The following is a 5,806-nucleotide window of genomic DNA, read 5'->3' on the forward strand; positions in this document are numbered from 1 at the left end:
CCTCGGTCGACCTGTCATCGTTCTGGACCACCCACCGCATTGACGGCTGAGCGAACCCGCACGCTCACGAGTCCGGGCCTCGACCGGGGCCCGGATTGGCAGTCGTGATCCATCGAGCCCCCACCTGGTCACAGCGCCGACGGAGGCCAAGGCTGCCGGGCCAGCACACTACGGAGCCGGCGGATCGACGAGGGCAATCGGTGTCACCCTGACGCCCCCGGCGGAACCCGTGGGCGGTCAGGGCGTCGGTGTAGGGCAGCGTGAGCGGCATCAACGCCTGGAGCTCGTCTCTGAGCCCGGCCGGATCACTCAACACTACGAATCCCCCGCGCGGACACGGACGGAGATCATTTTGTTAGGACCTCTTAGTCACCATGCGGCGGGCCCGGCGGGGTTTCGAGGTCAGCGGCTCCCCGGGTGCGCCCGCGGCGGCCGGGGACGCGGCTGTACGAGCCCCGATTCGTACGCTGCGACCGCGGCCTGGAGCCGGTCGCGCACGCCGAGTTTGAGCAGCACGCTCTGCACGTGGCTCTTCACCGTGGTTTCCGCCAGGTGCAGTGATGCCGCGATCTCGGCGTTCGACAGGCCGCGGGCGACCAACAAGAGCACGTCCGTCTCGCGTGCGGACAGCAGTTCGCGCAGGTCCCTGCCGTCCGTGGGTGTGGGCGCAGGTTCGACGGCCATGCGTTCCAAGAGGCGGCGAGTGACGGATGGGGCCAGCATGGCCTCTCCGGCGGCGATTACCCTTACGGCCTCGACGAGTTGATCTGCCGTCGAGTCCTTGAGCAGAAACCCCGACGCGCCCGCGCGCAGGGCCTGGACCACGTAGTCGTCGAGGTGAAACGTCGTCAGGATCACGATGCGCCACGGCACCGGGGTCTGTGTGCCGAGCAGCGCGCGGGTGGCGGATACACCGTCCAGCCTGGGCATGCGTACGTCCATGAGCACAACGTCGGGGCGCAGCCGCCGGGTTGCCTCGACCGCATCGGCTCCGTCGGCGGCCTCGCCGATGACGTCCATGCCTGGTTCGGAGTCGAGGACCGCGCGCAGCCCGGCGCGCACGAGGGCCTGGTCGTCGGCGATGAGGACCTTGATGGTCATGGCGTCCCCTCTTCGGGCGTGGACAGCACGGCGCGGATCTCGAAGCCCCCGTGCGGGCCCGGTCCGGCGTGCAGGGTTCCGTCGTACATCGCGGCCCGTTCGCGCATGCCGACGAGGCCGTGTGCGGCGGCCGGGGCGGGTCCGTCGGGGCCACGGCCGTCGTCGAGGACGGTGACGATGACCGCGCTGTCCGTGCGGGCGACGGTGACGTGGGCGGTCGCGGGTCCGGCGTGTTTGAGCGTGTTGGTGAGGGCTTCTTGGACGATGCGGTACACGGCGAGTCCCACGCCCGAGGGCAGCGCGCGCGGTTCGAGGTCGAGGCGCACCGGAAGACCCGCGGCTTGGACGCGTGCCACCAGTTCGGGCAACGCGTCGAGGCCGGGCTGGGGTTCGAGGTCGCCGTCGTCGCCGTCCGGCCGCAACACCGCCAAGACGCGCCGCATCTCGGCGAGCGCCTCGCGGCTGCTGGCCGAGATGGTGGTGAGGAACCCCGGCACGGCTACGGGGTTGGTGCGAATCGATCGACCGGCCGCCTCCGACTGCACGGCGATCAGACTGATCGAATGCCCGATGACGTCGTGCAGTTCGCGGGCGATGCGCAGCCGTTCGTCGGCCACGGCGCGCGCGGCGCGTTCGCCTTCCTCGCGCTCCAAGCGGGCCGCGCGTTCCTCGAGTTCCGCGACGTATGCGCGGCGGGTACGCACCGCGTACCCCGCCACCCCGGCGACCGCGACGATCAGCGCCATGGCAACCGATCCCATCCAGCCGTCACTGGTCGGGCCTCTCTGCGATCCGGGCAGTGCGTTGGTCCCGACGAGAACGACTGCGGCCACCGACGCGCCCGCTCCGGCGATCCCGGGCGCGGCCGACCCGTAGACGACGGTCGCGTACGCGGCAACTGCCGTGCCGGTAACGGCAGGCAGCACAGGAACGCCGGTGGCGATCATGAAGGCCCCGAGTATCGTGCAGCCTCCGAGGACGGCGCCCGGCGCGCGCCGCCGCCATAGCAGGACGAGTACAGCCTGCGCCAGCCCGCCCAGGAGGGGGACATAGTGCGGCAGCCAGTGCGGGATTCTGTCGGTGGTGCTGACGGAGACACAGCCCAGGACTGCCGCCGCGAGCGCCGCGTCGGTGGCCGCACCACGGGGTCCGCGGTGTCTGACAGTGCTCAGCATGGACGCCCCTTCACGCATCGCGCTTGCGCACACGTACCGTGCCGAGGGCCGCGATCGCGACGACCCATGCCACGAGCCCCAGGACACCGACGCCAGGTCGTGCCAGATCAGGCGGCAGGTGGCCGTGGTGCCATACCGACAGGCCGAGGTTGGACGGCAGGTACGGCACGGTGAGCCGCCACAGGAACTTGTGCGGAAGGTTATCGACCATGGTCGGAAGGACGAGGAGAATCGCGAAGACCCCGGAGACGGCGACGGCGGTGCTGCGCGCCAGGACGCCGACGAACATGCCCAGCAGGGCGGCCAGGGCCAGGTAGAGCCCGCCACCGAGCACCGCCCGCGCCGCACCCGGGCTGCCGAGGCCGACGTGCGGCGCCGCCCCGGCCAGGCGCCCTTGGCCGAGGAGGAACGCCGCGCACGTGATCGCGGTCGCGGCGATCCACCCGATGACGCCGACGAGCAGCGCTTTGGCGGCGATGACCAGTCCGCGCTGTGGGGTCGCGGCGAACGTGCCGCGGATCAGGCCGCAGCCGTACTCGCTCGTGATCACCAACGCGCCAAGGGATGCGAAGAACACCGGAGTGATCTGCAGAAACCCGAGATTGGTGTCGATCGGATCGAACGCCCGGTGGCGTTCGGCGGGCAGTGCGTCCCAGCGCGCGTGGAAACTCGCGCAGACGAGCACCGCGAGCCCGATGCTGAAGACTGCCGCCGCGAGCAGGGCCGTCGGAAGCGAGCGCAGCGAACGCACCTTGATCCATTCGGCGACGACCGCAGCCCGTAGCCGTGCCGACCTGGCGGCCGTTCGGCGCTCGATGACTGCGCACATCAGACATCCCTCCTGCGGAGCATCACCAGCGCGGCCGCCCCCGTCGTCGCCACGTACAGCGCCAGCAACGCCGTGCCCTGCCATGGGCCGAGGCTGTTGCCGCTGCGTACCACGTGCAGCACCTGGGAGCCGGCCACGGCAGGCAGGTACGGCAGAATGCCCTCGGCACCGCGTCCCGGCAGCATGGTCAGGACCGACGGCACGATGAGCAGGATCCCGAAGAGCGCGGTCAACGCCAGCGTGGTCGAACGCGTCAACACCCCAAGACCCATGCCGAATACGGCGATCAGCATCAGGTACAGGCCGACGCCGAGCACCGCGCGCAGGACTCCGGTCTGGCCGAGCGTCGCGTGCGGCACGGGCTCGGTGAACTGGCTCTGCCCGACCGCGAACGCCGCGAGCGACACCGTGGCCCCGAGGAGTAGCACGACCGTTGCGAAGAGCGCCGCACGGAGGGCCAGCACTTGCCCGCGCTGCGGCGTCGCGGTGAACGTCGCGCGGATCAGGCCGGTCTCGTAGTCGCCCGTCACGGTCAACACTCCGAGCGCGCCGATGAGCAACTGCGCCAAATTGGCGCTCTGCAGGCACGCGTAGGTGGGGTCGAACGACGTACGCTCCGAGGCGGCCATCTCGTGCCACTCCGATCGGTAGCCTGCACCGAGGAGCCAGGCACCGAGCAGCATCGCGACGGCAGTTGCCACCAGGGAGACCGGAACGGAGCGCACGGACCACAGTTTGATCCATTCGCTGCGCAAGGTCGCGCGGACCCGCGTCCCACGCGGCGCGGAACCCGTGAACGTCGGAGAGGCGCTCATGCCGGTACCGGTGCCCGGTAGGTGACGCTGTCCTCGGTGAGCCGGAAGTACGCCTCTTCCAACGACGCGGTGACATCCCGCAGTTGGTGCAGGACGTGGCCGCCGGCCGCGGCCGCTTCGCCGATCCGCACCGAACCGAGGCCCATGACCAGCAGCATGCCGTCCGCTCCGGCCTCGACCCGGCCGCCACGGGCGCGCAGATCGTCGGCGAGGCGGAGCGGGTCGGCCGCGCGTACCTCGACGCGACCGGCGGAGTGCCGCGCGATCAGTTCGTTCATTGCGGAGTCGGCCAGCAGCCGACCCTCACCGATGATCAGCAACCGGTCGGCGGTGAGCGCCATCTCGCTCATGAGGTGGCTGCTGACGAGCACCGTCCGGCCCTCGGCGGCGAGCGAGCGCATCAGCGTCCTGATCCACAGGATGCCGTCCGGGTCGAGCCCGTTGACCGGCTCGTCGAACAGCAGTACGCCCGGGTCCCCCAGCAACGCCCCGGCGATCCCCAGCCGCTGCGACATGCCCAGCGAGAAGCCGCCCACCCGCTTCCGCGCCACTCCGGTCAGTCCGACCGTCTCCAACACCTCGTCAACGCGGATACGGGCGATGCCGTTCGCCGCGGCGAGGCTGCGCAGATGGTTGTACGCCGACCGGCCCGGGTGCACCGCCCGCGCGTCGAGCAACGCGCCCACCTGGTGCAGCGGCCAGACCAGGCCCTGGTACTCCCGGCCGTTGACCTTCACCGACCCCGACGTGGGTCGGTCGAGGCCGAGGATCATCCGCATCGTGGTCGACTTGCCTGCGCCGTTGGGGCCCAGAAAGCCGGTGACGTGCCCGGGTTCGACCCGGAAGTCGAGCCCGTCCACGGCCGTCGTGTCTCGGTAGACCTTCGTGAGTCCGCGCGCTTCGATCATGCGCTCACCGCTTCTTTCATGGCAGCGACGCTACGAATGGTCGCCGGGTCGCGGCCTCGGTCGCGCGGACGAGAAATCGGCACCGCGGGCACGCGACCTCCTCCTCAAGGAGGGGGCCTCGCACCGCGCCTCGGACTCAGCTCTGCTGGAAGGCGGCGAGTGGGACTGCTGCGCCGAACACCAATCGCCGGGGACGTACCGGGTTCAGCTCGGCCAGGCCAATGTCTTTCCCGTCGGTGGTTCAGAGGCATACGCGAGATCCCCGGGGCACGGGCCCCGGGGATCTCGGGACGGTCAGGCCAGGTTGGCGAAGGTGGACCTCGGCGGACAGGGGACGTAGACCCCGTCGCAGGCGGAGTCGTGGCTGCCGCCGCCCCCCGAGGAATCAGTGGGCGCAGGCGGAGGAATGTAGTAGTCGAAGATGTCGCCGGGGCCGATGCCGCCGGGGTTGTCGTATCCATCCGGGACGACCCCGCCGGGGCGACGGGGCGTCAGCACGCCGGACGGCGCCGGCGAGGTGGTGGTGGTGCCGGCCCGGTTTTCGTAAATGAGTGTGTACCGCGTCCCGCTCCCCAGGTCCCCGCCCCACTCGACCCGCGTAATGGTGCCGTCGCCGTTTTTCTTATCCCAGTGATGGCGCCCTCAGCAGACGTTCGGCGTGTTGCCGCCGGGTGTTACGGGGTGGTCGGATTACTCCGATGATCTTGTGTCAACGGCCGCGGGCGAGCTTTCCGGGCATCCGGCAGCGGCCCCTCGCACACGCGGAGCCGGCGGAAAATCCGGTTGATCGCGCGACGATCGGGCGGGCAGGCTCGCCGCACGGCTCAGAGCACGGCGGACGGCGCCCCGAAGGGCGCGGGGGTGGAGCGCGTGGAAGAGCACAGGCGAATGGCACGCGGGACCGTTCGGGCCGGTGGTGCACGAGCCGCCTCAGGTCGCCTGGGCCGGGTGGGACAGTGTCCCCACTAAGGCCGCGGC

General features: G+C 70.6%; 6 protein-coding genes. All 6 read right to left on the reverse strand.

What is annotated here, in order from left to right; translation table 11 throughout:
* Positions 1-402: 402 nt before the first annotated feature.
* The 6 genes from AB0I59_RS41920 to AB0I59_RS41945 all read right to left on the reverse strand — a co-directional run bounded on the left by AB0I59_RS41920 (position 403) and on the right by AB0I59_RS41945 (position 5,326).
* A complete protein-coding gene (locus AB0I59_RS41920) occupies positions 403-1,101 on the reverse strand; it encodes a response regulator (protein WP_061259813.1) in 699 nt (232 codons plus the stop codon).
* Positions 1,098-2,276 (reverse strand): sensor histidine kinase, encoded by a 1,179-nt coding sequence (locus AB0I59_RS41925; RefSeq protein WP_358142628.1) that lies wholly within the window; start codon positions 2,274-2,276, stop codon positions 1,098-1,100. The genes AB0I59_RS41920 and AB0I59_RS41925 overlap by 4 nt, the downstream gene beginning before the upstream one ends.
* Before the next feature lie 10 nt (positions 2,277-2,286).
* Entirely contained in the window at positions 2,287-3,105 is an 819-nt protein-coding gene (locus AB0I59_RS41930; protein ID WP_358142631.1) for a hypothetical protein, read from the reverse strand.
* Positions 3,105-3,830, reverse strand: coding sequence for a hypothetical protein (locus AB0I59_RS41935; RefSeq protein ID WP_358142634.1), 726 nt, complete (start codon positions 3,828-3,830; stop codon positions 3,105-3,107). The genes AB0I59_RS41930 and AB0I59_RS41935 overlap by 1 nt, the downstream gene beginning before the upstream one ends.
* An 86-nt stretch (positions 3,831-3,916) precedes the next feature.
* Positions 3,917-4,828, reverse strand: a complete 912-nt coding sequence (locus AB0I59_RS41940; RefSeq protein WP_061259809.1) for an ABC transporter ATP-binding protein — start codon at positions 4,826-4,828, stop codon at positions 3,917-3,919.
* A 294-nt stretch (positions 4,829-5,122) separates the two neighbouring features.
* Positions 5,123-5,326: a hypothetical protein gene (locus tag AB0I59_RS41945; RefSeq protein ID WP_358142637.1), complete on the reverse strand. Its 204-nt coding sequence runs from the start codon at positions 5,324-5,326 to the stop codon at positions 5,123-5,125.
* Positions 5,327-5,806: the final 480 nt, after the last annotated feature.

It is taken from the genome of Microtetraspora glauca, from assembly GCF_040656155.1.
In the GTDB taxonomy this organism is placed as follows: domain Bacteria; phylum Actinomycetota; class Actinomycetes; order Streptosporangiales; family Streptosporangiaceae; genus Microtetraspora; species Microtetraspora glauca.

Excerpts from the sequence above, each read along its gene's own strand:
- AB0I59_RS41930 (WP_358142631.1), bottom strand. The coding sequence starts at position 3,105 with ATGTGCGCAGTCATCGAGCGCCGAACGGCCGCCAGGTCGGCACGGCTA.
- AB0I59_RS41925 (WP_358142628.1), bottom strand. The coding sequence starts at position 2,276 with ATGCTGAGCACTGTCAGACACCGCGGACCCCGTGGTGCGGCCACCGAC.
- AB0I59_RS41920 (WP_061259813.1), bottom strand. The coding sequence starts at position 1,101 with ATGACCATCAAGGTCCTCATCGCCGACGACCAGGCCCTCGTGCGCGCC.
- AB0I59_RS41940 (WP_061259809.1), bottom strand. The coding sequence starts at position 4,828 with ATGATCGAAGCGCGCGGACTCACGAAGGTCTACCGAGACACGACGGCC.